Source organism: Bradyrhizobium manausense (assembly GCF_001440035.1).
GTDB classification, from domain to species: Bacteria; Pseudomonadota; Alphaproteobacteria; order Rhizobiales; family Xanthobacteraceae; genus Bradyrhizobium; species Bradyrhizobium manausense.
Genome location: NZ_LJYG01000108.1, coordinates 544522 through 569399 on the forward strand (window position 1 = coordinate 544522; position 24878 = coordinate 569399).

General features: G+C 62.9%; 21 protein-coding genes and 2 pseudogenes. 14 read left to right on the forward strand and 9 right to left on the reverse strand.

Annotation, left to right across the window (positions count from 1 at the left end; all coding sequences use genetic code 11):
• From pyrG to tpiA, 3 genes are all read right to left on the reverse strand, one after another.
• Positions 1 to 1603 (reverse strand): CTP synthase (gene pyrG, locus AOQ71_RS32710; RefSeq protein WP_057755938.1); only part of this gene is annotated, 1603 nt, incomplete at its 3' end.
• A gap of 166 nt (positions 1604 to 1769) precedes the next feature.
• Positions 1770 to 2159: a preprotein translocase subunit SecG gene (gene secG, locus AOQ71_RS32715; protein ID WP_057755941.1), complete on the reverse strand. Its 390-nt coding sequence runs from the start codon at positions 2157 to 2159 to the stop codon at positions 1770 to 1772.
• A gap of 139 nt (positions 2160 to 2298) precedes the next feature.
• On the reverse strand, positions 2299 to 3054 hold the full coding sequence (tpiA, locus tag AOQ71_RS32720) for a triose-phosphate isomerase (protein WP_057755944.1): 756 nt from the start codon (positions 3052 to 3054) through the stop codon (positions 2299 to 2301).
• A gap of 224 nt (positions 3055 to 3278) precedes the next feature.
• Here tpiA and AOQ71_RS32730 point away from each other — a divergent pair, with 224 nt between their 5' ends.
• The 5 genes from AOQ71_RS32730 (at position 3279) to AOQ71_RS32750 (ending at position 10520) form a co-directional block, all read left to right on the forward strand.
• Complete coding sequence (locus tag AOQ71_RS32730; RefSeq protein ID WP_057755949.1) at positions 3279 to 5177, forward strand: SurA N-terminal domain-containing protein; 1899 nt, start codon at positions 3279 to 3281, stop codon at positions 5175 to 5177.
• Positions 5178 to 5191: 14 nt separating this feature from the next.
• Positions 5192 to 6205, forward strand: coding sequence for an anthranilate phosphoribosyltransferase (trpD, locus tag AOQ71_RS32735; RefSeq protein WP_057755960.1), 1014 nt, complete (start codon positions 5192 to 5194; stop codon positions 6203 to 6205).
• Between the two features lie 7 nt (positions 6206 to 6212).
• Positions 6213 to 7034, forward strand: coding sequence for an indole-3-glycerol phosphate synthase TrpC (gene trpC, locus AOQ71_RS32740; protein ID WP_057755963.1), 822 nt, complete (start codon positions 6213 to 6215; stop codon positions 7032 to 7034).
• Positions 7035 to 7050: 16 nt separating this feature from the next.
• Positions 7051 to 7566, forward strand: a complete 516-nt coding sequence (gene moaC / locus AOQ71_RS32745) for a cyclic pyranopterin monophosphate synthase MoaC (protein WP_083514696.1) — start codon at positions 7051 to 7053, stop codon at positions 7564 to 7566.
• Positions 7567 to 7790: 224 nt separating this feature from the next.
• On the forward strand, positions 7791 to 10520 hold the full coding sequence (locus AOQ71_RS32750; RefSeq protein WP_057756724.1) for a bifunctional diguanylate cyclase/phosphodiesterase: 2730 nt from the start codon (positions 7791 to 7793) through the stop codon (positions 10518 to 10520).
• 144 nt (positions 10521 to 10664) lie between these two features.
• Here the strand turns inward: AOQ71_RS32750 and AOQ71_RS32755 are convergent, their stop codons facing one another.
• Positions 10665 to 12002, reverse strand: coding sequence for a S41 family peptidase (locus AOQ71_RS32755; RefSeq protein WP_057755969.1), 1338 nt, complete (start codon positions 12000 to 12002; stop codon positions 10665 to 10667).
• 308 nt (positions 12003 to 12310) lie between these two features.
• Between AOQ71_RS32755 and AOQ71_RS32760 the strand changes: the two genes are divergently transcribed.
• The 7 genes from AOQ71_RS32760 (at position 12311) to AOQ71_RS46105 (ending at position 17706) form a co-directional block, all read left to right on the forward strand.
• Complete coding sequence (locus AOQ71_RS32760) at positions 12311 to 13438, forward strand: alpha-hydroxy acid oxidase (protein WP_057755972.1); 1128 nt, start codon at positions 12311 to 12313, stop codon at positions 13436 to 13438.
• A gap of 14 nt (positions 13439 to 13452) precedes the next feature.
• Complete coding sequence (locus tag AOQ71_RS32765; protein WP_057755974.1) at positions 13453 to 14076, forward strand: HAD-IA family hydrolase; 624 nt, start codon at positions 13453 to 13455, stop codon at positions 14074 to 14076.
• Positions 14077 to 14216: 140 nt separating this feature from the next.
• Positions 14217 to 14432: a hypothetical protein gene (locus AOQ71_RS32770; protein WP_057755977.1), complete on the forward strand. Its 216-nt coding sequence runs from the start codon at positions 14217 to 14219 to the stop codon at positions 14430 to 14432.
• 169 nt (positions 14433 to 14601) lie between these two features.
• Positions 14602 to 15813, forward strand: a complete 1212-nt coding sequence (locus AOQ71_RS32775) for a molybdopterin molybdotransferase MoeA (RefSeq protein ID WP_057756725.1) — start codon at positions 14602 to 14604, stop codon at positions 15811 to 15813.
• Positions 15814 to 15988: 175 nt separating this feature from the next.
• On the forward strand, positions 15989 to 16690 hold the full coding sequence (lexA, locus tag AOQ71_RS32780) for a transcriptional repressor LexA (protein ID WP_057756726.1): 702 nt from the start codon (positions 15989 to 15991) through the stop codon (positions 16688 to 16690).
• 185 nt (positions 16691 to 16875) lie between these two features.
• On the forward strand, positions 16876 to 17079 hold the full coding sequence (locus tag AOQ71_RS32785; protein WP_057756727.1) for a hypothetical protein: 204 nt from the start codon (positions 16876 to 16878) through the stop codon (positions 17077 to 17079).
• Positions 17080 to 17271: 192 nt separating this feature from the next.
• A complete protein-coding gene (locus tag AOQ71_RS46105) occupies positions 17272 to 17706 on the forward strand; it encodes a hypothetical protein (protein ID WP_057755980.1) in 435 nt (144 codons plus the stop codon).
• Between the two features lie 89 nt (positions 17707 to 17795).
• Here AOQ71_RS46105 and AOQ71_RS32795 read toward each other — a convergent pair.
• The 4 genes and pseudogenes from AOQ71_RS32795 to AOQ71_RS45575 all read right to left on the reverse strand — a co-directional run.
• Positions 17796 to 18872, reverse strand: a pseudogene (locus tag AOQ71_RS32795) (ComEC/Rec2 family competence protein); the annotation flags it as partial.
• 32 nt (positions 18873 to 18904) lie between these two features.
• On the reverse strand, positions 18905 to 20038 hold the full coding sequence (locus tag AOQ71_RS32800) for a tyrosine-type recombinase/integrase (protein WP_057755983.1): 1134 nt from the start codon (positions 20036 to 20038) through the stop codon (positions 18905 to 18907).
• Positions 20039 to 20064: 26 nt separating this feature from the next.
• Positions 20065 to 20256: pseudogene (locus AOQ71_RS50455) on the reverse strand (helix-turn-helix domain-containing protein); the annotation flags it as partial.
• Positions 20257 to 20439: 183 nt separating this feature from the next.
• Positions 20440 to 20808, reverse strand: a complete 369-nt coding sequence (locus tag AOQ71_RS45575; protein ID WP_157083739.1) for a hypothetical protein — start codon at positions 20806 to 20808, stop codon at positions 20440 to 20442.
• A gap of 62 nt (positions 20809 to 20870) precedes the next feature.
• On the opposite strand from AOQ71_RS45575, the gene AOQ71_RS46720 reads away from it, so the two are divergent.
• A complete protein-coding gene (locus tag AOQ71_RS46720; RefSeq protein ID WP_057755986.1) occupies positions 20871 to 21071 on the forward strand; it encodes a ribbon-helix-helix domain-containing protein in 201 nt (66 codons plus the stop codon).
• Between the two features lie 425 nt (positions 21072 to 21496).
• Here the strand turns inward: AOQ71_RS46720 and AOQ71_RS32815 are convergent, their stop codons facing one another.
• On the reverse strand, positions 21497 to 21739 hold the full coding sequence (locus AOQ71_RS32815; RefSeq protein WP_057755988.1) for a DUF6894 family protein: 243 nt from the start codon (positions 21737 to 21739) through the stop codon (positions 21497 to 21499).
• A gap of 714 nt (positions 21740 to 22453) precedes the next feature.
• Between AOQ71_RS32815 and AOQ71_RS32820 the strand changes: the two genes are divergently transcribed.
• The gene (locus AOQ71_RS32820) at positions 22454 to 24874 is read left to right on the forward strand and encodes a DUF4238 domain-containing protein (protein ID WP_057755989.1); all 2421 of its coding nucleotides are present in this window, start codon (positions 22454 to 22456) and stop codon (positions 24872 to 24874) included.
• Positions 24875 to 24878 lie beyond the last annotated feature (4 nt).

The following is a 24878-nucleotide window of genomic DNA, read 5'->3' on the forward strand; positions in this document are numbered from 1 at the left end:
CCTCGATGAACGAGGCGAACAGCGGGTGCGGCTCGAAGGGCCGCGACTTCAGTTCGGGATGGAACTGGACGCCGATGAACCAGGGGTGATCCTCGTATTCGACGATCTCGGGCAGCACGCCGTCGGGCGAAAGGCCGGAGAATTTCAGGCCGTGCTGCTCGAGGCGGTCCTTGTAGGCGGTGTTGACCTCGTAGCGATGGCGGTGGCGCTCGGAAATCTCGGTTGCGCCGCCATAGACCTGCGAGACGCGGCTGCCGCGGCTGAGCGCGGCGGGATAGGCGCCAAGGCGCATCGTGCCGCCGAGATCGCCGGCCTGCGAGCGCTTCTCGAGTTCGTTGCCGCGCAGCCATTCCGTCATCAGGCCGACCAGGGGCTCCTTGGTCGGGCCGAATTCAGTGGAGTTGGCCTCCTCGATGCCGACGAGATTTCGCGCGGCCTCGATGACGGCCATCTGCATGCCGAAGCAGATGCCGAAATACGGCACGTCGCGCTCACGCGCGAACTGCGCCGCCTTGATCTTGCCTTCGGCGCCGCGCTGGCCGAAGCCGCCCGGCACCAGGATGCCGTTGACGTGCTCGAGGAACGGCGCCGGATCTTCCTTCTCGAAGATCTCGCTCTCGATCCAGTCGAGATTGACCTTCACCTTGTTGGCGATGCCACCATGCGAGAGCGCCTCGATCAGCGACTTGTACGCATCCTTCATGCCGGTGTACTTGCCGACGATGGCGATGGTGACGTTGCCCTCAGGGTTGCGGACGCGCTCGTTGATCTTCTGCCAGCTCTGCAGCGCCGGCGGAATCCGCGAGCCGATGCCGAAGGCGGCGAGCACTTCATCGTCGAGGCCGGCGTTGTGATAGGCCTCGGGGACGGCGTAGATGTTGTCGACGTCGCGCGCCTCGATCACAGCGCTTTCGCGCACGTTGCAGAACAGGCCGAGCTTGCGCCGCTCTTCCTTCGGGATCTCACGGTCGGTTCGGCACAGCAGGATATCCGGCTGGATGCCGATCGAGCGCAGCTCCTTCACCGAATGCTGCGTCGGCTTGGTCTTGAGTTCGCCGGCGCTCGGGATGTAAGGCAGCAGCGTCAGGTGGATGTAGACGGCGTGGTCGCGCGGCAGCTCGTTCTTGAGCTGGCGGATCGCCTCGAAGAACGGCAGGCCTTCGATGTCGCCGACGGTGCCGCCGATCTCGACCAGCACGAAATCGTACTCGTCATTGCCTGACAGCACGAATTCCTTGATGGCGTTCGTGACGTGCGGGACCACCTGGATGGTCGCGCCGAGATAATCGCCGCGGCGCTCCTTCGAGATGATGTCCTGGTAGATGCGCCCGGTCGTGATGTTGTCCTGCTTGGTCGCAGGACGTCCGGTGAAGCGCTCGTAGTGACCGAGATCGAGATCGGTCTCCGCGCCGTCATCGGTCACGAACACTTCGCCGTGCTGATACGGCGACATCGTTCCGGGATCGAGGTTGAGATAGGGGTCGAGCTTGCGGAGGCGGACCTTGTAGCCCCGGGCCTGCAGCAGGGCACCGAGTGCCGCTGAAGCGAGACCCTTGCCGAGCGAAGAAACCACGCCGCCGGTGATGAATATGTACCGCGCCATGGGACTTAACCTCTAATCCCTCAAACCCGATTCGCCAAAGCGATTCGTATTCAGCCCCAAAGAATCTGCGGGCCTGTGGGTGAGCCAAAACGAAGAATGGTGACAGTGCCTTGATGGGGATTGTTGATGCAGGACGCTAGCCACCGTCCTGCATGGCCCCTCTGCTTTATTGCGAGCGCGGCACCTGCGGGCCGCTCGGCGCCGCCGGAGCCTGCTGCTGCTCGTCCGCCTTCTTCAGCGTGTCCAGAATACCGCCCGACGTCGGCGCGGTGATCGGGTTGGCGCCGCCCGGCTGGGTCTGTGACGCGGGCTGGCCGATGATCGAGGACGGCGCGCGGTTGTAACCGGCGTACCAGGACAGGAACAGGCTGGTCAGGAAAAAGCCAGCCGCGAGGATTGCGGTGGTTCGCGACAAGAGATTCGCAGTTCCACGGCTCGACATGAAGCCCGCACCGCCGCCCATGCCGAGGCCGCCGCCTTCCGACTTCTGGAGCAGCACGGCGCCGATCATGACGGCGACGATCATGAGGTGGATGACGATGACAACGGTCTGCATGCTATCCTTCCGTCACAAGCGGGCGGCGCCTGACGGCGGCCGATCGCGCTTCGCGGGTTTTCCTGAAGTTGCGCGGTGTTACACGATCGGAGGGGGTATTGCCACCCCCGATCGCCCCCGGATCAAAGCTTTGACTTAGCTAGGGGCAACCCTTCGCGATCGCAAGGAAATCGGCCGCCTTCAGGCTGGCGCCGCCAACCAGCGCGCCGTTGACGTTTTTGACCGCCATCAGCTCGGCTGCATTCGACGGCTTGACCGAGCCGCCATAGAGGATCCGCATTTTCGCCCCGTCAGCCTTGAACCTGGAGCTCAGGAACTCCCGGATAAACCCATGAATCTGCTCGACATCCTTGGCCGTGGGGGTGAGGCCCGTGCCGATCGCCCAGACCGGCTCATAGGCCACGACCAGATTGGCGGCCGTGGAGCCGTCCGGCAGCGAGCCGTCGAGCTGGCCGCGGACGATGTCCAGGGTCTGGCCGGCATCGCGCTGGGCCTGCGTCTCGCCAACGCAAACGATCGCGACCAGCCCGGCTCGCCAGGCGGCTTCCGCCTTCTGCCTGACAAGCGCATCGCCCTCGCCGTGGTCGGCGCGACGCTCGGAATGGCCGACGATGATGGCGCTCGCGCCAGCGTCGGCGAGCATTTCGGCCGCGATATCGCCGGTATGGGCGCCGGAGGCCTTGGGATGGCAGTCCTGGGCTCCCACCGCGACCTTGTTGCCCCGCGCCTTCTCGGCAAAGGCCGCGATCAGGGTCGCCGGCGGGCAGACCAGCAGATCGGCCTTGCCTGATACCTCTGCCGCACCATTGAGCATGGCGTCGAATTCGGCGGCCTGGGCTTTCAGGCCGTTCATTTTCCAATTGCCGGCGATCAAGGGGCGGATGGCTTCGGTCATGTCAATGTCCAGCAGAATGAGGTTTGTGCATGCGCTAGCAGAGGCGCCGTGGCAGTTCCAGAGACCAGACGCATCTGACCGCAACTTCGAGGGCCGGCCTGGGGCGAGGTTGCGGGGCGAAAGCCGCCACTTTATGATGGCATATCAATTTGGTGACGCGCTTTTGCGGAATCTGCATTAAGACGCGCTCCCGTTCCCCTCCTTATCAAGACAAGTTGGACCAAATGCTTCGAGGAATGCGCAAGGCCTCATCAAACTGGGTCGGCAAGACCATCATGGCCGTCGTGATGGGCGTGTTGATCATCAGCTTCGGCATTTGGGGCATCGCCGACATTTTCCGGGGCTTCGGGCAGTCCACGTTGGCCAAGGTCGGCCACACAGAGATTTCGCTGAACGAGTTCCGCCAGATCTACACCGACCGCCTGCAGCAGATCGGCCGCCAGTTCGGCCGTCCCCTCACGCCGGACCAGGCGCGCGCGTTCGGCCTTGACCGCCAGGTGCTGCAGCAGACGATTGCCGAAGCCGCCCTCGACGAGAACGCGCGACAGATGGGGCTGGGCCAATCCGATGAGCAGGTCCGCCAGCTCATCATGAACGACCCGAACTTCAAGGGCGTCGACGGCAAGTTCGATGCGAACCGCTTCCAGGGGCTGATCCGTAATTTCGGCTACACCGAGCAGCGCTACGTGGCCGAGCAGCGCAAGGTAGCGCTGCGCCGGCAGATCACGGGCACGATCGGTGCCGGCATCGAGCCGCCGAAAACCATGCTCGAGGTGGCGACGCGCTTCCAGAACGAGCAGCGCTCGATCGAGTTCGTCAGGCTCGATACGGCGCAGGCCGGCACCATCGATCCCCCCTCGCCCGAGGCACTCGCCGCCTATTTCGAGGATCACAAGGTCCAGTTCCGCGCGCCCGAATACCGCAAGATCGTCTTCGCCATGATCTCGCCTGAGGAGATCGCCAAGTGGAGCGACGTCTCCGACGATGACGCGAAGAAACTGTTCGATCAGCGCAAGAACCAACTCTCCACACCGGAGAAGCGCCAGATCAAGCAGATCGTGTTTCCTGATGCCGCCCAGGCACAGGCCGCGCGCGAGCGTCTGGTCGGCGGGATGTCTTTTGAAGATCTCGGCAAAGAGCGCGGTTTGACGGCCTCCGACGTCGATCTCGGCCTGGTGACGAAATCCTCGCTCGAACCCACCGTCGGCAATGCCGCCTTCGCGCTTCCGGTTGGCGAGATCAGCCAGCCGATCCAGGGCCCGATTGGCGTCTCGATCGTCAAGGTCGAGAAGATCGAGCCCGGCGCCGAGGCCGACTACGCCAAGTTTGCCGCCGACGTGAAGCGATCCATCGCGACCGAGCGCGCGCGCACCAAGGTCGGCGAGCTCCGTGACAAGATGGAGGACGAACGCGGTGCCGGCACCAGCGTCGCCGATGCCGCGCAGAAGCTCGGGCTCACGGCCGTGACCATCGACGCCGTCGACCGCTCCGGCCGCGCGCCGAACGGCCAGCCGGTCGCCAACATTCCCCCGGGCCTCGACGTGGTGTCGCAGGCCTTCAACAGCGATGTCGGCGTCGACAACGACCCGATCTCGTTCAAGGGCGGCTACGTCTGGTACGACGTGCTCGCCATCACGCCGTCGCGCGACCGCAATCTCGACGAGGTCCGCGACCAGGTCGAGGCGCGCTGGCGCCAGGACCAGATCGCCACCAAGCTGAAGGCGAAGGCGACCGAAATGGTGCAGAAGCTCGAACAGGGCGGCAAGCTCGCCGACGAGGCCGCAGCGGTCAACGCCAAGGTCGAGAGCGCCAGCGGCTTCAAGCGCGACGACACTCCGGCCGGCGTGCCCGCCAACATCGTTGCGGCCGCCTTCCGCACCGCCAAGGACGGCGTCGGGCAGGCGCCCGTGACCGGCGGCACCGAAGTCATCGTCTTCCGCGTCACCGACATCGTCGATCCCGCGGTCGACACCGCCTCCGATGCCGTCAAGAAGCTGAAGGAGAGCGTCGGCAAGTCGCTGACCGATGAACTGGTCGCCTCCTACGTCAACAAGCTTGAAACCGACATCGGAACCACCATTAATCAGGCCGCCTTCGCGCAAGTGACCGGCGCGAACCAGTGAGTTGAAAGCACGCGATGGACGACCTGAAATCGATCATTGGAAAAGTGGCGACCGGCGCCAGCCTGTCGCGTGAGGAAGCCGCATCCGCCTTTGACGCCCTAATGTCCGGCGAGGCCACACCCTCGCAGATGGGCGGCCTCTTGATGGCGCTGCGCGTGCGCGGCGAGACCGTGGAGGAGATCACCGGCGCGGTGACGGCGATGCGCTCGAAGATGCTCACCGTCGACGCCCCCGCCGACGCGGTCGACATCGTGGGCACCGGCGGCGACGGCTCCGGCTCGGTCAACGTCTCGACCTGCGCCGCCTTCATCGTCTCGGGCACCGGTCTTCCCGTCGCCAAGCACGGCAACCGCGCACTGTCGTCGCGTTCGGGCACCGCCGACGTGCTGGCCTCGCTTGGCGTCAAGCTCGACCTCAAGCCCGAGCAGGTCGGGCGCTGCGTGCGCGAATGCGGCATCGGCTTCATGTTCGCGCCGGCCCATCACCCCGCCATGAAGAACGTCGGCCCGACCCGGGTGGAGCTCGCCACCCGTACGATTTTCAACCTGCTCGGGCCGCTGACCAACCCGGCCGGCGTGAAACGGCAGATGGTCGGCGTGTTCTCCAGGCAATGGGTGCAGCCGCTGGCGCAGGTGCTGAAGAATCTCGGCTCCGAATCCGCCTGGGTGGTGCACGGCTCCGACGGCCTCGACGAGATCACCCTCACCGGCCCGACCTTCGTTTCGGCGCTCCACAATGGCGAGATCAGGAATTTCGAGGTGACGCCCGAGGACGTCGGCCTGCCGCGCTGCGAGCCCGGCGCCCTCAAGGGCGGCGACGCCGACGCCAATGCGATGGCTCTGCAAAACGTGCTCGAGGGCAAACCGAGCCCCTATCGCGACGTCGCGCTGATGAACGCCGCCGCGGCGCTGGTCGTCGCCGGCCGCGCCAGGGACCTGAAGGAAGGCGTCGCGATCGGTGCGAAATCGCTCGACAGCGGCGCTGCGAATGCGCGACTGAAACATCTGATCGCGGTCTCGAACAGCTGAACCCGTCATGTCCGATATCCTGACCAAGATCGAGGCCTACAAGCGCGAGGAGATCGCGGCGGCCAAGCGCGCGCAGCCGCTCTCGGCGCTCGAGGCACAGGCCAGGGCGCAAGGCGCGACGCGCGGCTTCGTGCGCGCAATCAAGGCCAAGCATGCCGATGGCGATTACGCGCTGATCGCCGAGGTGAAGAAGGCCTCGCCCTCCAAGGGGCTGATCCGCGAAGATTTCGATCCGCCCCTGCTGGCCAAGGCCTATGAAGCGGGCGGTGCGGCCTGCCTGTCCGTGCTGACCGATGCGCCCTCGTTCCAGGGCCATCTCGACTTCATGGTGGCGGCACGCGCGGCGACCTCGCTGCCTGTGCTGCGCAAGGATTTTCTGTTCGACACCTATCAGGTCGTCGAGGCGCGGGCGCACGGCGCCGACTGCATCCTCATCATCATGGCCGCGCTGGATGACGCGACGGCGAGGGATCTCGAAGACGCCGCGATCGCCTACGGCATGGACGTGCTGATCGAGATCCACGATCGGGCCGAGCTCGATCGGGCGCTGAAGCTGCGTTCGCCGATGATCGGCGTCAACAACCGGAACCTGCGCACCTTCGAGACGTCGCTGGCGACCAGCGAGATGCTGGCGCCTCTGATCCCCGAGGGGCGGCTGATGGTCGGCGAAAGCGGCATCTTCACGCCCGCAGACCTCGCCCGGCTCGAGCGCGTGGGCATGTCGACCTTTCTGGTCGGCGAGAGCCTGATGCGGCAGGCCGACGTCACTGCCGCCACGCGCACGCTGCTCGCGCGCGAAACCAAGGCCCGCGCCACGGGCGCGCGCTGACATGGTGCGCAAGATTCTGGCGCGCAAGCCTGCGAAGACCAGGCCTTCGAAGAAGGCGGGCCCTGCCCTCACCCATATCGGCGCCACTGGCGAGGCGCGGATGGTCGACGTCTCGGACAAGGCCGCGACCGAGCGGCTCGCCGTTGCCGAAGGCCGTGTCGTCATGGAAAAGGCAACGCTCGACCTGATCGTGTCTGGCAACGCCAAGAAAGGCGATGTGCTCGGCACCGCACGCATCGCCGGAATCATGGCCGCGAAACGGACCTCGGAGCTGATTCCGCTCTGTCATCCGCTGGCGCTGTCGAAGGTCACGGTCGACATCGAGCCCGATGCGAAGCTGCCGGGCTGCGTGGTCCGCGCCAGCGTCAAGGTGACTGGCCCGACCGGCGTCGAGATGGAAGCCCTGACGGCGGTGACGGTCGCCTGCCTCACCATCTACGACATGATCAAGGCGGTCGAGCGCGGCGTGCGCATCGAGGGCATCCATCTGATCGAAAAGCTGGGCGGCAAGTCGGGCCATTACCGCGCCTGATCCGGTGCCATGTCAGCGTTGAGCTTGCTGCCCAGGCCGCCCACGACCGTGATGACAGCAAGTCCGATACCGGCGCCGTGGGTATCGATTGCATTTGTGCGCATCCGTTTATGTCGCGTTAACCGCGATTCCTAACGTCGCCTCCACATCGATCCCGTAAACCGACGGATGTCATGGGGATCAAGTAGCCACCCTGACGTGTGTGGACGGCAGCGATCGACACGATGACAAGATACGGCAGCCGCCTCTTCGACCAGGCCTTCGTGCGCAGCGGACCGATCCGCTGGCTCGTGGTGGGCGGCACATTGCTGATCGCGGCGATCGCCGTCGGCGCGGTACTGATGGCGCAGAATTTCCGCGAGCGTGCGCTGCGCAACTCCAGTCGCGAACTGGAAAACACCGCGCTGCTGCTCGCCCATCATGTCGATCAGCAATTGCAGGATTTCGTGGTCATTCAAAAGGATTTCGTCGACCACGTGCGCCTCAGCGGAATCCTGACCGCGGACGACTTCCGCAAGCGCCTCTCCGGCGAGGACGTGCACCGGATGCTGCGCTCGAAGATCGAGGCGCTGCCGTACATGGGCGGCGTCAACATCATCGACGCCGACGGCAATGTGATCAATTCCTCGACGGCATGGCCGGCTCCGAAGGTCAACGTTGCCGACCGCGCCTATTACCGCACGTTCCGGTACGATCCGCAGGCGCCCGACGTGCTGATCGAACCGGTTCACAGTCGCATCTCCGGCGCCTGGACCATCCTGATCTTGCGCAGGATCATGGGGCCACACGGCGAGTTCATGGGTGCCGTCGGACGCGGCATCGAGCCGGCTAATTTCGAGAAGTTCTTCGAAACCCTCATGCTCGGCGATAGCGCCACGATCTCGATGCTGCATCGGGACGGCACACTGCTCGCCCGCTTTCCCCAATCAAGCGACATGATGGGACGCAATTTCAGGAACGGCTCGTTCGAGCAGCAAAGGATCTTCACGCAAGACCATTTCGCCGGGCGGATGGTGAGCCCGATCGACGGCGAGGACCGGCTGGCCTCGGCGCGCACCCTCCCCCACTTCCCGATCCTGATGATGGCGACGACAACGCGCGCGGCAGCGCTGGCCGACTGGCGGGAACAGATCGGAATCCTGATTTCGGTCGCCGGCGCCTCCGCGCTTGCGATCGCGGACGTGCTCACCGCGATCGTGCGCAAGCTGGTGGCGCAGCACCGCATGTCCCGGGAACGGTTGACCCTGGAGAAACAGCGTCTCGATCACGCCGTCAACAACATGACCCAGGGCCTTTTGCTGTTCGACGCCGAGCGGCGGCTCGTGGTCTGCAATCAGCGCTACATCGAGATGTACGGCTTGTCGCCCGACATCGTCAGACCCGGCTACAGCTTCCGCGACATCATCGCGCACCGCAAGGAGACGGGCTCGTTCACGGGCGATGTCGACCAGTATACCGCGCGCGTGCTGCGCGACATGCACGTGCGCAATTCCATGGTGGTCGACACCAGCGATGGCCGCTCGATCCAGATCGTCAACGAGCCTCTCGCCGACGGCGGCTGGGTCGCGACCCATGAGGACATCACCGAGCGGCGCCGCACCGAGGAGCGCATCACCCACCTCGCCCACTACGACGCACTGACCGACCTGCCCAACCGCGCCAAATTCCACGAACATCTGCGCAAAGCGCTGGCCGCCATCGGCCGCGACGAAGAGCTCGCCGTGCATTGCATCGACATCGACGAGTTCAAGGGCGTCAACGACGCGCTCGGCCATCTCGTCGGCGACGAGCTGTTGAAGTCCGTGGCGGAGAGCCTGCTTCGCTGCGCCGGCCCAAACGATTTCGTTGCCCGGCTCGGTGGCGACGAGTTTGCGATCGTGCAGGGCGCAGTGACCTCGCAGGACCAGGTCAACGAGCTCATTGCCCGGATCTTCGCCGCGATCCGCACACCGTTCGATTGCATGGGCCATCACCTCACCACCGACGCCAGCATCGGCATCGCGCTGGCGCCGCGACACGGCAACGCGCTCGACCAGATCCTGAAGAACGCTGATATGGCGATGTACGCCGCCAAATCTGCCGGGCGTCACACCTATCGCTTCTTCGAGCCGGAGATGGACGCCAGGGTGCGCGAGCGGCGCCAGCTGGAGATCGACCTGCGCCACGCCATCGCCCAAGGCGGGTGCGAAGGCGGCCTCGAGGTCCATCACCAACCCTGCGTCAGCCTGAAGGACGATCGCATCACCGGCTGCGAAGCGCTGGTGCGCTGGCGCCACCCCGAGCGCGGCATGGTTTCGCCGGCCGAGTTCATCCCGATCGCCGAGGATACCGGGCTGATCAACGAGATCGGCGAATGGGTGCTGTCGACCGCCTGCCGTGAGGCGGCCACCTGGCCCGACGACATTCGCCTTGCGGTCAACGTCTCGCCGGTTCAGTTCAAGAGCGGCACGCTGGCGATGAAGATCATGGCAGCGCTGGCCGCCTCCAGCCTGCCGGCGAGCCGGCTCGAACTCGAGATCACCGAGGCCGTGCTGATCCGCGACGACGACACCGCGCTGGCCATCCTGCACCAGCTCCGCGCCATTGGCGTGCGCATTGCGCTCGACGATTTCGGCACCGGCTACTCCTCGCTGAGCTATTTGCACCGCTTCCCGTTCGACAAGATCAAGATCGATCGTTGCTTCGTCAACGACATCGCCGGTCCCGACGGTTCCGCCAGCATCGTGCAGGCGGTGGTCAATCTCGCCAGCGCTCGTCGCATGGCAACCACGGCCGAAGGCGTCGAGACCGAGGAGCAGCAGCGGCTGCTGCGCACGCTCGGCTGTACCGAGATGCAGGGCTATCTGTTCAGCGCCGCAAAGCCGGCCGACAAGGTCGTGGAATTGTTCGCGCTCCATCGCAGCAGCCTCGCCCAGCGCGAGGCCGAACAAGGCCGTCGGCGCGAGGTTGGCTAGTCCCTCCACAGCAGACGCCGCGATCGCACACAAAGCCGCGACAATTCGGCCTTTGCCGCGATGAATCCGAGCTAAAAACGACATCGCCCGGCAGTGGCGATCCACTCCCGGGCGACGTGCTGAGCTCGCAAGGATCGATAGGGCTTAGTTCGGCACCGTCGTTTTCGGCGCCGGTTTCGCGGCAGCCGCATTCACCGTGACGCCGTGCAGGAAGTCATAGGCCGCGTGCAGCGCCTTGTCGTCCTTCTCTTCCGGCGGGACATAGGACTGCGAGCCCGTCTGCTCGGTGCCGTCGGCGGCCTGCAGATGGCCGCGCATCTGCGATTCGGCGATGGTGTCGACGCGGCCCTTCAGCTCGGCCGGGACGTCCTGGAGGATCTCGATATCGGGCGCGATGCCCTGAGCCTGGATCGAGCGGCCCGACGGCGTGTAGTAGCGCGCCGTGGTCAATGCCAGCGCGCCATTGCCGGTGCCGAGCGGAATGATGGTCTGCACCGAGCCCTTGCCGAACGAGCGCGTGCCGATGATCGTAGCACGCTTGTGATCATGCAGCGCGCCCGCCACGATTTCCGACGCCGAAGCCGAGCCGCCATTGACCAGAATCACGAGCGGCTTGCCCTTGGTGAGGTCGCCGCCATGCGCAGTGAAGCGCTGGGTTTCTTCCGGATTGCGTCCGCGGGTCGAGACGACCTCGCCGCGCTGCAGGAACGCGCTCGATACCGACACGGCCTGGTCGAGCAGGCCGCCCGGGTTGTTGCGCAGATCCATCACATAGCCAACGAGCTTGTCTTGCGGGACGTCCTTGGAGATCGAGGCGATCGCCTTCTTCAGGCCGTCGGTGGTCTGCTCGTTGAACGAGGTGACGCGGATGTAGCCGATGTCCCCGTTCTCCACGTGGAAGCGGACCGGGCGGACATGGATGATCTCGCGTGTGATCGCGACATCGAGCGGAGCATCGGCGCCCTTGCGCACGATGGTCAGCTTGGTCTTGGTGTCGACCGGCCCCTTCATCTTGTTGACGGCCTGCTCGAGCGTCATGCCCTGCACGTTTTCGCCGTCGATCTTGCTGATGAGGTCGCCGGACATGATGCCGGCCTTGGACGCCGGCGTGTCGTCGATCGGGGAAACGACCTTGACCAGGCCCTCTTCCATCGTGACCTCGATGCCGAGGCCGCCGAACTCGCCGGAGGTGGTCTCCTGCATCTCGGTCCAGGCCTTGTCGTTCATGTAGCGGGAATGCGGATCGAGCGAGGTCACCATGCCCGTGATGGCGCCTTCGATCAGCTTGGCATTGTCGGGTTTCTCGACGTAGCTCGCCTTCACCCGCTCGAAAACTTCCCCGAACAGGTTGAGCTGGGAATATGCATCATCCGCGCCTGCCGCCGCCCGAGCCGCCCATAGTCCGCCCTGCGGACCTGATACGAGGAGGGTCAGGCACGCTCCGGTGAGCGCGCCCAGGGGGAAGAGCAGGGTTTTCCGCATGGAATGGGTGGCCTTTTCGCTGAGCGGTTCTATTGAGGCTGGGCAGCCGCCATGCAAGTGGCGATCCAGCCCGGTTCTCACAATATCATTCTGGTTTCTTCAAGGCCGGCCTGCCACGCCGGCGGGTACGCGGCAAAAATCCCTTCGCCTAAGCCTAAACATTTGGCAACGTTCGCAAGCCGGCCCCGTTTCCAGCGGGAATCAGTCGACCGGACGGCGCCTCGCAGCTATGCGATTTTAGGATGGTTTTGGAGCGCCGGACGGGATAGGCGATGGCACAATTGCTTCAAATTCTCGGGAGGATAACAATGAACGAAGCACTCCGGCCGGAACGGAACGTCGAACTCGGCGCCAGCAACGAGCCGTTCCAGAACCTGCACGAATTCATCCGGAAGGCGCGTTCCAATCTCAACCAGAACGCCTGGGACTACATCGTCGGCGCGGCCGAGACAGAGACCACGATGCGCCGCAACCGCATGGCGCTGGACGAGATCGCGTTCCGCCCCCGCGTGCTGCGCGACGTGCGCAAGGTCAGCGGCTCGGTCGAGCAGTTCGGCCGCAAGATGCGACTGCCTGTGGTGCTCGCCCCCGTCGGCGCGCTGGAGATCTTCGATCCCCTTGGCGCAGCCAGCGTCGCGCGCGCCGCCGGTACTTTCGGCGCATCCCACATGCTCAGCTCCGTGTCCGAGCCCGGTCTGGAAAAGACCGCCGAGGCCGCGCCCGATGCGCTGCGCCTGTACCAGCTCTACGTCCGCGGCGATGACGCGTTCGTCGCGGACGTCGTCAGCCGGGCGCAGAAGGCCAATTATGCCGCCTTCTGCCTGACCGTCGACACCGCCCATTACAGCCGTCGCGAACGCGACATCGCCAAGCGCTATGTTCGCGAGAGCCGTCTGCGCGCCACCGGCGGCGACTACCAGAAGGGGCTGGAGTGGCGGACCGTGAAGATGATCAAGGACAAATTCAAGATCCCCCTGATCCTCAAGGGCATCGCCACCGCCGAGGATGCCCTGATCGCGCTCGATCACGGCGTCGAATGGATCTACGTCTCCAACCATGGCGGCCGCCAGCTCGATCACGGCCGCGGCGCCATGCATGTGCTGCCCGAGATCGTCGACGCCGTGAAAGGCCGCGCCAAGATCATGGTCGATGGCGGCTTCTGCCGCGGCACTGACATCGTCAAGGCGATCGCGGCGGGCGCCGACCTCGTCGGCATCGGCCGGCTGCAATGCTGGGCGCTGGCCGCAGCCGGCGAGACCGGCGTAACGCGGATGCTGGAACTGCTGGAGGACGAGGTGCTGCGCTGCCTCGGCCTGCTCGGTGCCACCTCCTTCGCCGAGGTGGACAAGTCCTGCCTGCACCCGGCCACCGCAACCAATGCGCCGAGCGTGTTCAGCGCGTTCCCGCTATTCGACCACGAGCCCTACCGATACTGACCCGAAAGGATGCAATGACCTCGCTCTCTCCCGGCAGCGCAGATGCGCTTCTGTTCGATCTCGGGCGCGTCGTGCTCGACATCGATTTCTCCAAGGCGATCGCCTGCTGGGCGGGACATGCCGGCTGCGAGCCCGAAGCCATCGTCGCCCGCTATGTGCGCGACGAGGCCTACCGCCTGCACGAGGTCGGCAAGATCAGCGATGAAGACTATTTTTCCTCGCTGCGCTCCTCGCTCGGAATCTCCATTTCGGATGTCCAGTTCCTCGAGGGATGGAACGCGATTTTCGCGGGCGAGATGCCTGGCATTGCCGAGCTGCTGCCGCGCGCGGCAAGGCAGATGCCGGTCTACGCCTTCTCCAACACCAACCGCCCGCATGTGGACTATTTTTCCAGGGAATATGCCGACGTGCTCGGCCATTTCCGCGAGTTGTACCTGTCCTCCAGCATCGGCCTGCGTAAACCGGATGCGGAAGCGTTCGACCACGTCGTGGCCGCGATGGGCGTGCCGGCGAGCCGGATCGTGTTCTTCGATGACCTCGCCGAGAACATCGAAGGCGCGCGCGCCCGCGGCCTCACCACGGTCCATGTGACCTCGCACCACGACGTCGGCGTCGCGCTGAAGGCGCTGGGGATCTGATCGGGGGGCAATTCCGGAACAATTTCGCCCGAAAACGAGGAACCAAAGCTCTCTGTGCATTTTTGTACGGAGTTCCGGGAACGGAATGCCCCCTTCCGGACTCTTGAGTCCGCTGGGATTTCCATGGACGGACATATCGCGTGTTGGGCAAAGCATACCTCACCAGGCAGGCCTCCCTGCTGGTCAAATTCGCCAAGACCACTTCGGACGCCGAGCTTTCTGCCAAGCTGATGAGCAAGGCGGCCGATCTGAAATCTCAGGCAGATCCGATGCCCGACCGGGATCAGGGCCCCAAGGCGCCCGACGTCGCTGAAGTGGAAAACGCGGCAAGCGGAAATCCCATAACGCGGTCGTGATGCTGGCCACAGTTCTGCCCCGTCGGGCCGGCCTGCGGGATCATGCTGGACATGAGCCCTAGTGCCCGAAGCGTAAGCTTCGCAGCAGTATAGCCGTTTTTGCGTCGGCCCTCCCGCTCGGCTAGAACCTTGCCCGACTGAGTCCTTGATCTCGTTGCGGGAGTTCGCCGTGGCCCTGATGCCGGTTTCCGATGCGCTTGCCGCCGTGCTCGCCGGTGCGGAGCCTTTGGCTGAGGAAATGATCGCTCTGGATCAGGCCTTCCATCGCGTGCTCGCGCGGGACGTCGCGGCGCGGCGGACGCAGCCGCCCGAGGCGATGTCAGCGATGGATGGTTATGCCGTTCGCGCGGCTGATGCTGCGAAGGTTGATGCGCAGCTCACGGTGGTCGGCGAGGTTGCAGCCGGCCGCCCATTCGCAGGAACCGTCGGTGCCGGCGAAGCTGTCCGGATCTTCACCGGCGGCGTCGTTCCGGCGGGCGCCGATGCGGTCGTGATCCAGGAGGACACCATCTCGGACGGCAAGCGCATCACGATCAAGGAAGCCGCCGTCACCGGGCGGCACATTCGCCCCGCCGGGATCGACTTCCGCGAGGGCGACGTGCTCCTGCGCAAGGGCGTACGGCTCACCGATCGGGACCTTGCGCTCGCCGCGGGCATGAACCATCCGCAGCTGAGCGTTCATCGCCGTCCCAAGGTCGCGATTCTCGCAACCGGCGACGAGCTGGTGATGCCGGGCTCGACACCCGGCCCCGGCCAGATCGTCTATTCCAATGGCTACGCCCTGCACGCCCTCGCCCGCAGCGAGGGTGCCGACACCATCGATCTCGGCGTCGCCGCCGACACGCTTGCCGCCACCACCTCAGGGATCCGCCGCGCCCGCGAATCCGGCGCCGACATCCTGATCACGACCGGCGGAGCGTCTGTCGGTGACCACGATCTGGTGCAGCAGGCGCTTCGGCACGAAGGTATCTCGATGGCGTTCTGGAAGATCGCGATGCGGCCGGGCAAGCCGATGATGAACGGGCAGCTCGGGCCGATGCGCGTCATCGGCCTGCCCGGCAATCCCGTGTCATCCTACGTCTGCGGCTTCCTGTTTCTGGTGCCGCTGATTCGCGCGCTGTCGGGCCGTTCAATGATTCATCATCGCCGCGAACGCGCCGTGCTCGGTCGCGACCTCGGGGCCAATGACCAGCGCGAGGATTATCTGCGTGCGCGTCTGGAGACGCGGGACGACGGCACGCTCGTCGCTCTTCCCGTCAACCACCAGGATTCCTCACTGTTGGCGAATCTCGCTGCCGCACAGGCACTTCTCGTGCGCGCGCCGTTCGCACCGAAGGCCGCTTCCGGGACGCCTTGCGAGGTCTTGCGACTGCCGGAGTGAGCGCGCCGACGCAACCGTTCCGCGAACTTTGTCGCGTTCACGGTAAATTAAGCAGTTGCGGAACATGTATCGAACATATAGTGTCCGTTCATGATTTGTTTCGAGCATGCAGCGGCTTACTGCTGAATTCAGCGTCTGTGAATCGAGCGACATCGTCAGGGGGATTTTGGTCGAGATGTTAACGCGCAAACAATACGAGCTCCTGCGGTTCATCAGCGAGCGATTGAAGGAAAGCGGCGTGCCGCCCTCCTTCGACGAGATGAAGGATGCGCTCGACCTGCGCTCCAAGTCGGGCATCCATCGCCTGATCACCGCGCTTGAGGAGCGCGGCTTCATCCGCCGCCTGCCCAACCGGGCCCGTGCCATCGAAGTGATCAAGCTGCCTGAACTCCAGGCGGCTGCCGGCAGCCGTCGCGGCTTCACGCCGAGCGTCATCGAGGGCAATCTCGGCAAGGTGCGCACGATGTCGAGCCCGCCCGTCGATGAGGGCGAACGCCCTGTCGCAGTTCCCGTGATGGGCCGGATCGCGGCCGGTACGCCGATCGAGGCCTTGCAGACGCGCAGCCACACCATCAGCGTCCCGCCCGACATGCTCGGCGCGGGCGAGCACTACGCGCTCGAAGTTCGCGGTGATTCCATGGTCGATGCCGGCATTCTCGATGGCGACATGGCGCTGATCCAGCGCAACGAGAGCTGCGACACCGGCGATATCGTGGTGGCCCTGATCGACGACGAGGAAGCCACGCTCAAGCGTTTCCGCCGCCGCGGCGCCTCGATCGCGCTCGAGCCGGCAAACGCCGCCTACGAGGTCCGGATCCTGCCGCCCAACCGGGTCAAGATCCAGGGCAAGCTGATCGGGCTGTACCGCAAATACTGAACGCGGCGCACGTCGCCACCTGGCAAGCACGCCCTCAAGATTGGAGCGGACGATTGTCCGCTCCGGCTGGATGGTTTTTCTGGCTTTGCACAGATTATCCGGCCACCTCTCCCGCGCTACATCCCCGGCACGCCATGACGAAGCACGCATCGCTTCGCAGGCCTTGCGAGACCGAGGAGACCGCCATGCGCAAGATCATTCTGAGCACCGTCGCGATCGCGCTGATCGCAATATCAGCGTCGCAAACCTTCGCTGCGCAGCCGCAGCATCACGTTCGCAGGGCGCCACAGGCAATGAGCGAACAATTCCGCAATGCCCGCAACGCCGTCGAGCAACGGGCGCAGCCGGCCTGGCCTTATTCGGGTTGGTCGGCACCGGCTGGGCGCTAACGAAGAAGCTCTCGGAATGCACGGAAGCAGTCTTTGTTCCTCGGACATCTGAAAAAGAAATTGTGATGGCAGCCTGCAGACTCAAGCCGCAGATTTGCCCCCAACATGGCATATGATCACAGGCTTCCACTCTGATAGAGGCCTGCGCCTCAGAAGAGGCGCGGGTGCTCTATCGCTGATGAGGAGCACCCGATGTGTGACTATAGCTTGCATGCCGTCGCGACGCGTCCCGCAGAAGTCGGCGAGACGATCGTCACGACAACCTTCCGCGGCACCTCGACGCGCGGCTTCGCCTCCGAAGCCGACATGTCGGTCGCGGTCTGCCTGCTGCCGGGAACGGAGCTCGCCTTCGCCGACAACGTCCGCTACGACAACAGGTGGATCTGGACGCGCACCATCAATTCGCGCGTCGGCAAGTTCGGCAAGGTCGATCCGCACATTCCCGATCGTCATCACGACGCGATCGAATTCCCCGATGGCAAATACGTGCTGGTGACCCAGCTCGTCGAAGGCCAGCGCGCAACCGTGCTGCAACTGCCGGTGACCCAGCCGCTCGGCGAACGCGAGCACAAGCCGCAAGTTGTCGCCGACAGACAGCCGATACCTCCCGGCCTGCCGATCGGTTGAACCGGCCTAATTTGGGCATGATCTCCGCGCAAACGCGTTTTCGCGTTTGTCGCGCCGGAGAACCGCTCCGCGCTTTTCCCGATCATGCCTCAATCCTCGGCCTGAAGATCGGCCTCGGACGGTGTTGCGTCCTTGGCGCGCGGAGCTGCGGGCCGCGGCATGAGGGTCCCTTCGAAATCTCCATCGCCGGCCGCCGCCGGCGACCAGGGGCGGTTTGCGCCTCTCGCCCTCGCCGCCGCAATGGCAAAGCCATCGCCGCGACGTGTCAGCGCCAGCGCGCCCTGGCTCGCCAGACGCGGCCGATCGATCACCATCCCGGTGCAATCCGGCGGCGCAGGCTTTGCCGTCACCACCAGGACCGCGCGACTGCAATCATCAGCCAGCGCGTCGATGCGGAGCGCCAGCGCGACCATGCGGCCGTCGGCAAGCGGCGTCACGCAGCCGGCATCGTCGCACGACACGCCGTCGCCGACCGAGGTGCTCGCCGCATCGCGCGGATCAGCGTCCGCTGCAAGCCACTCCTTCAGCAGGAAATTGTCCTTCTTCGCCCTGATCAGGTGCAGCTGCCCGTCCCTGGCGCGCACCGCGACGTTCTGACCGTCACCGGCAATCAGAATATCGGGTTGCCTGATAGAAAGACCCCAGACGGTCGCCGCCACCAGCACGAATGCTCCCGACCAGCGCAGCGGCGTGCGCAAAAGCCCCATCAGGATCAGGCCGAGGCTGGCAGCGATCAGCGGCGCCGTGCCGAAGGCGCCGACGTGGCCGACCGCGCCGGGCAATGCCGCCACCCAGCGCGTGACCAAGATCATCCAGTCGATGCCGATCCCCATCAGCCACCAGAACACGCCGTCCAGCCCGAACGGAGCCGCGAGCAATCCGAGCAGCCCGGCCGGCATCACCAGCGCCGAGACCACCGGCATCGCGCCGAGATTGGCGAGCACGCCATAAGGCGTCACACGGTGGAAATGGAAGGCGGCGTAAGGCGTGGTCGCAAGTCCCGCGATCATCGAGGCCATGAACAACATCGCGATCTCGCGGCCTCCCCACAGCGCGATGCGCGCGGTCGCCGAATGATCGGGCGAGGCCAGCAGGCTCGGCATGCCGATCTGCACCATCGCGACGAGCCCGAGCGTTGCCGCGAACGACATTTGAAATGTGGAATGTGGAGTCCGGATTCGCTTGTTAGATCAAATGCTTAACCTACCTCTCGTAGCTTGCTCCGGGACTTTTTCCGGGACTCTGCGAGCCGCTCGACTGCTTCGGCAACGTCCTCATCGAGCACGTGCGCGTATCGCAGGGTACTTTTAATGTCACGGTGGTTGAGCGCCTTTTGCACCAGCTTCAGGTTGCCGCTGTCGCGCAAGAGCTTGGTACCGAAGTCATGCCGGAAGTCGTGAAACCGGAAATCGGCCAGCCCAGAACTGGCCCTGAGGCGCTGCCAGGCTGTCTTAGCGCCGGTGTAGGTTAGAGGGTAGCGTTGCCCCCTCACCCTACCCAGGCGCTTGTTACCGTAGATGGCAACGTACGTGAATACGAACTCCGGATGCTGGCCCTGTAGCGGGAAGAGTATCTCGCGAACCGCTGGCGTGATCGGGAATACAACGCGCCTGGCGCCCTTGCCGAAGCGAACAATCTGCCGGGTGCCAAAGTCCACCTCCGACCACCTCAGTGTCACGCACTCCTTCAGCCGCATGCCGCTAGCCCGCACAAAATCGAAGAACGGCCCATAGTCGGCGCGCATCGCCTCGTCGAGCGCGTCAGCCTCCTCGATCTTTAGTTCGCGCACACGCTCCTCGGGCTCTGGCAGGATCAGTTCACCCCACTTCGGCTCATTCTCGAATACAGCGCCCTCGGCCTTGGCGAAGGTAAAGAGCCGTTGCAGCACCTTGGTCGCAGATCGGTTGACGGTGGCGTTGGAGACCAGGGGAAGGGCCCTCTCCTCTTCTTTGGTTCGCTTGCCTCGTCGGGAGACGCGATGCCCTCGCCGCCACGCCACCAGATCCTTGGCGGCCTTGTGGTCGATGTCAGTAACTTGTTTTGACGGCCCGAAATACTCTACCAGGCGCGCAAGATTGGTCTCAGTAGCCTTCGGCTCCGAGTCGTATCGAGCGCTATGGGTCCAGAGCCTGTCGGCGACGTCATCGATGGCCAGCGAAGCCTTTGCGCGCCGCGTCGCCTTCACCAGCGCCTTGGCCTTCTCCCGCTCTAAGGCCTCGAACTTCTCCGCCTCTCTTCGAGTCGTGCATTTCGTGCTGCCATGAAACCGATTGCCGGCGTGCTGAAAATCGAACGAGTAATAGGGCGACCGTGGGTCCTTGTAGACTGACATGGCATATCCCTCCCGCGCCGCCGCTCAATAAAATCGTTCAGGTCCGTCTCGGTGAAGCGCCGCCGTGGCCGCTTCTTGCCGAGTCCCACGTTGATGTATTCGATGGCGCCCTCGCTAACGAGGTCGCGGAGATGGTCTTCGGTGATGCTTAGCCGCAAAGCCGCCTGCTCAGGCGTGAGCAAGCGGATGTTGTCGTTGGCGGGATTGGGCAAGAGCATGCCCCTTGAATAGATTGCTCTGCAAACCTCGCCGGCTAAGGCCGACGCACAAGCCGCCCGGAGGGCGCGCACCCGTAAGTATAAAGCGACAAAGCCCGGATCCAAGTCAAAACCCGTAAATCATGGCGAAAAAGGCCCGCTCCAGCTATGGGGCGGGCCACACTGGCATGGGCTTGATGGTTCTCAGGCCGGTTCAGTAGCCGCCGCCTTCACAGGCATCCGGTGAACCTCGGGCTCGATTTCGTCGTCACAAATGCCGAGCTGGAGCATCACAAGATCGTCGTCCGTTCGGCGGTGCTTATCCAGCAGTCCCACCACGTATGCACCTATTTTGGCCTGATCGGGATCTTGTTCGCGCGCCCAAGCATACCACGGGCTGGCGTTCCTGTTGGCGGCTGGATCGTCGCACCATTGGCCGCTCCAGTCTCTGCCAGCATGTGAGCGAGCGTGAGGTCGCACGCCTGCTTCCCGAAGCCCGTGAAAATACGTCTTTGGGCAGAAGGGTGTGGAGATGTCGATACCCGCGCTGGCGCTAAAATTTATATCGTTCATTTTTAGTCCTCAGTCGTCCGGTGCGTTTTGACCGGCCCCGAAACTGTGGTACCACAGATTCCATGAAGCGCAAAGCCGTGAAAGTACGGAAAAAGCGAGGACCCGCCCCAACCGGCAAGGGCACGCAGATTCAGGTCCGCCTCCAGCCCGATGACCTCACTGCAGTTGATGACTGGATAGTGAAGCAGGAGACAGCCCCCAGCCGGCCTGAGGCCATCCGGACGCTGATGCGTCAGGCGCTGAAGACCAGACCGAAGGGCTGATCCGCCCCAGCAAGCCCACCATGCTCACCAAATGGCCAAGCGATCCACTAAGCATAGCCCGCCATGGAAACGGTGACCCAATCACCGTCGCCACGCTTGAATGGTGCCTCGATCGGTTGGCCTACGCGATGCACCGCGCGCCTCAAGGAGGCGAGGTTTATCTGCCGATATTCGAGCGCTTGGAGTCGGATCTTGCCGCCCTGAGGGCTAAGGAAGCCATGTTGGAGCGAGCGCGTGCTCGAGCTGCACGGTTTATGAGGCAGAACTCGATTAAGCCATGACCACAGATGACGAGACGAAACCCCGCAGAACGCGCCAGCCCGTCCACGAATGGCCCCCTGTACCCCAGCGAAGCACAGATCGCGCGCGCGATGCTTGGTGAACGCGCCAACGGCCAAGCGATCGATGGCGGCCCAGGCGTGAGACTAGCGAAGCGCTGACGCCCCCGCGCTGCATCTAACAACCACGCGCCGCCAGATCTCAGCACCCGCACTGTCAATCACCAGAACGACCGTGCCAGCACACCGGTCGAATTCCGGATCGCTGGCGATATCGCGTGCGACACGGGCGCCGTATTCACGCGCGAGATCGGCAGAGCCGAACATTTCGCCCTCCTCGTCCGGCTGAAATTGTCCATTGTGAATGATCGGAAAATAGTAGCGCTGCACGCGGTGACCCTCGTTTATTTAGGCCATCATGCGTCATTCTGGACACTGGCCGAACCTGTCGAAAAAGACAGGGTCACGCTACCCGCCACCCCGTATTTTTCTCTAAGTCCAAAGTCTTCGATGTGCGCTGCACTCTATCTTGCGCTCTCGCTGCGGTTGCGGTTGGATATAATGTCTTGGGCTTGGGGCCAATATGCGTAATTTTGGAATTGTGGCGCTTTGCGCCGTGCTGGCTGGTTGTGTCACGCAGGACGACCCGCCTCCCTCCGTCGCATATCAGCGAACTATTTCCACCGACGTCGCGACCAAAGCCATCTTGGCGAACAGGTCCACGATGTGGAAAGATCCCTATTCGATCCGAGACGCAAAAGTCGGCGAACCAGCGACGTGTCCCACACGAAACGGCCAATTTCCCCCGTCGACATCGTGCGTCTGCATTGAGGCAAACGCCAAAAACTCATACGGCGGCTATACGGGAATCCGAAGGACCATCGTCGTCTTCTCATCCACCAGCGGCGCCTTCCTCAATACCTCCGATGGCGGGACTGTGGGTTTCGAGGAGATTTGCCAGGGCACTCAGCCATTTCCGCAGCTTAATGGCGACTACGTCGAGCCCAAGCCCTCGTCTAAGCCTGCTAGGAAACCGGTCACTTAGATTTCTCCGCGGGAATCTACATCACCGAGCGCATTGCGGATCGCACCTGTTCGAGCAATATGTCGAAAACACGAAATAATCACTACGTCCCTCAATGGCACCAAGAAGAATTTTTTGAAGAGAACCGAAATGTTCTCGCATATCTCGATTTGACGCCGGAACAAAAGGTACTCGCAGACGGTCGAACAATCACCTTCAACGCGTTCGAGCACCGGCCGACATCGCTCTCATTCATGCAGCGCGATCTTTACTCGACGTTCTTTGGAGCGTCAGTAAATGATGAGATCGAACGCAAGATGTTTGGCGACATTGACCGAGCCGGCTCTCAGGCCGTTCGAGCGTTCCACGGCGATGATGTGAGTGAGTGGCATCGTCACTTCCAAACTCTTTTCCAGTACGTAGACATTCAGAAGATTCGCACCCCTAAGGGGCTGGATTGGCTGCGTCGACATTATCCGAACCCTTCACAAAACGAACTCATGTTCGAAATGCAGGGGATTCGCGCGCTTCATTGCACAATCTGGACTGAAGGCGTTCGAGAGATTGTGTCAGCCGAAGACAGCGATGTGAAATTCATTCTCAGCGACCACCCCGTGACAGTATACAACCATGCTTGTCCGCCAGACACACCGCTCTGCGCGTATCCCGACGACCCAAGTATTGCCTTGAAGGCTTCGCAGACCATTTTCCCACTTTCGCGAAATTACTGCTTGATACTCTCAAATCTCGAATACGCGCAGAACCCTTCAACGAAGCCGCTTGAGAAAAGGACGTTTGCCAGGAATTTCAGGCAGTCGATGGTGCGCACTGACGCATTCATCCGCACTCGCAAGTTTCGCCCCTTCGAAGTGTTGCGAGTAAATCGGATCATCAAAGCCAGAGCGAAGCGATACGTCGCGGCTGGCCGAAGGGAGTGGTTATTCCCGGAAGACCAAAGCTCTGAACCTTGGGAGGAGATCGCGCCAACCCTACTGCCTCCCAAGGAGGAGCTTTGGCATTTCGGAGGAGAGATGTATGCAAAGTTTGCTGACGGCCGCGTCTATTATCAAGATCAATTCGGACGGACCGAAAAGGAACGTGACTTCTTGTTTAAGGAAAGGCCAGGTCCTGCTAGCTCCAAGCATCTTTGTGGTTGCGGCTCTGGTCGGGCGTTCGGCGAATGCTGTGAAAAGAAACCCACATCGTTGCGGCCGAGTTGGAATGAGCTAAGCATACGGGAGCGGAACATCCGCCTCTACATCGGCATCACCAAGATTCTAGGGCTGGAGAATGCCAAGGATTGGACCGAAGTACGACGCGGTATCACCGACGACAAGATCCGCGATGTCTATTTTCTGTATCAAGCGCTCTGGCCGTTAGAGACCGACCTTCCCAACCTCCTGCCCAAGCCGGACGGCGAGCCACGAACTGTCTTCACCGGCCTTATACATCCGACGACAATCGCGCAGATAGCTTTTGCTGGAGCGCTATACTTCGGAACTGTCTTGATGCAGCATCCGTTTCTGCATGCAGGAACGGTACAACCTAAGTTTAGCCCGGTCGCAAATCCGAGCGCCTACCGTCAAGAATTTCTCAAAGACATTCTGGTTTTCCTCAAGCTCTTTCCCTTAATCGATCTTGGCTACATCAGCCTATTCCCCGATCCTTGCATCTTCGACGCTCACCTGCAGCGCCAGATGTTCAGAATGGCCGAGCTTCGAAACACGCAGAACCCCCTTTACGATCGCATGGAACATGAGCGGCTTGAAAAACTAGCGGAGGAAGACACTAAACGGATGATCTTGTCATTTCCTGACCGTGTCTTGCGCAACCAACTACTCAAATTCAAGCCTGATATGGATGATGCGTTGCTCGATCAAACCATCGCATACATCCAACGCTCGAAAGAGAGCGATCCGCTAGCGATCTTGCAGGCCGCCGACTCTGTTCCCGGTCAGGGGCCGGAGGCGGGTCTGCTCAACCTGATGAAAATGACGCCGAACTTCGAGATAGCAATTTACCTCGCCCAACTTACTGGATCGAGTGTCTTGACTGATAGCGCGTATCGTTGGCGCGAGATCCAAAACGCTATCTTGACCAAGAGAGCGCGGCTCCCGAACCTTTCATCCAAATTCAACAGCGCCACATTCAAGGTTCCAACGACGATCGCGGAAGTAGTGGATTTATTGGCTGAAGGGACTACGGCAACCTATCCCATTTTGCTCGCCGACATTTGCAAGTATCTACTTAAGACGAACAGCGGCGGCCATCAGAAGCCGAATGTGGAAGACAACCTCGCCGCAAGATTCTCCAGGTTACATTCCGGTGCGCAAACGGCCCTTGAAAGGAAGGTAAATGGGCCGCTATCGACGCAGATCACCGCCGCATTCCCGTCAGGCGGCGTACAGCATAATAACGTGAACCGCCTCCTGCTTATGTCGGGCTCTGAACATCATCTTTCCAGCGTGCCGATGGCTTTCCGGATCACCCACACGCTTTAACTAA